Annotated in this window: 1 protein-coding gene; it reads left to right on the forward strand. The window is 70.0% G+C overall.

The annotated features are described in order from the left end of the window. The first annotated feature begins 64 nt into the window (after window positions 1–64). A complete protein-coding gene (locus CFP66_RS46830) occupies window positions 65–1,255 on the forward strand; it encodes an IS701 family transposase (protein WP_198962158.1) in 1,191 nt (396 codons plus the stop codon). The last annotated feature ends 182 nt before the right edge of the window (window positions 1,256–1,437 follow it).

Consider the following 1,437-nt stretch of genomic DNA (forward strand, 5'->3'; position numbering starts at 1 on the left):
TACTGCAACGGCACTTCGGCGTGTCGTGAGAGGCTGAGGCTCGTCCGGCGGTGATGATCACCGCGTGGTGGATCTTGCTGGGTGGGTCGCGTCGTTGGATGCGGTGGTGGAGTTGATCGCGGGCCGGTTCGGTCGGGTCGAGCCGCGTCGCCGGGTCGGGGCGTACTTGCGCGGGTTGCTCGCGGGGTTGGAGCGAAAGAACGGCTGGACGTTGGCTGAGCATGCCGGTGCGGTGTCGCCGGATGGGATGCAGCGGCTGCTGCGCACCGCGGACTGGGATGTCGACGGGGTGCGTGATGACCTGCGCGGATACGTGCTGGATCAGCTCGGTGACCCGTCCGGGGTGTGGATCGCTGATGACACCGGGTTCATCAAGAAGGGGGTGCGCTCGGCCGGGGTGCAGCGCCAATACACCGGCACCAGCGGGAAGATTGACAACTGTCAGCTCGGGGTGTTCCTGGCCTATGGCTCCGTGCGCGGGCGGGCGCTGGTGGACCGCGAGCTCTACCTGCCGACCTCGTGGACCGAGGACCGTGATCGGTGCGCGGGCGCCGGCGTCCCCGCCGAGGTCGGGTTCGCGACCAAGCCGCAGCTCGCCTTGGACATGTTGGCCCGCGCGTATGACGCTGGTGTCCTGGCCGGCTGGGTCACCGCGGACGAGGCGTTCGGGCAGAACCGCGCCTTCCGCGTCTGGCTGGCCGCCCGCGCGGTGCCGTTCGTGCTGGCCACCCGCAGCGATGACACGCTGACCTGCCCCGACGGCCGCCGCTACCCGGCCCAGGACCTCGCTGCGCTGGCCGGGGACAGCGCCTGGGAGCGACGCTCGGCCGGGCCCGGTGCGCACGGGGAACGGCTCTACGACTGGACCGTCCTCACGCTGCACTCCACCGCGAAGGCCGACGGCCTCCCGCCCGAGTGGGGCCACTGGCTGCTGGTGCGGCGGCAGATCGACCCGGAGCCTGGCAAGGACCCGGAGCTGGCGTTCTACCGCTGCGCCGGTCCCGCAGCGACGCCGGTGCCCGAGCTGATCCGGGTCGCTGCGGCCCGGTGGGCGATCGAGGAGTGCTTCCAGACCGCGAAGAACGAAGCCGGCCTGGACCACTACCAAGCTCGCGGCTACCGAGCCTGGTACGCCCACGTCACCCTCGCGATGCTCGCCGCCGCCTACCTCGCCGCCACCCGCGCCTCAGAGATCGAAGCCGAGATCGACGAGGAGGCGAAAAAGGGGGATCTACAGGCGGCCGCGACGAGTTGATCCCGTTGAGTAGCAACGAGATCCGACGCCTACTCGTCAGCCTGGTCCTCGCCCCGATCGTCTGCGCCACCAGCACGATCAACTGGTCGATCTGGCGACGACGCCGCCAACACCAGGCACGCGCATGCCACTACCGACGTCGCGGCCACCGACCACCGCGGACATGAACTGCCGTTGCAGTA

It is taken from the genome of Pseudonocardia sp. MH-G8 (genome assembly GCF_002262885.1).
Classification (GTDB): domain Bacteria; phylum Actinomycetota; class Actinomycetes; order Mycobacteriales; family Pseudonocardiaceae; genus Pseudonocardia.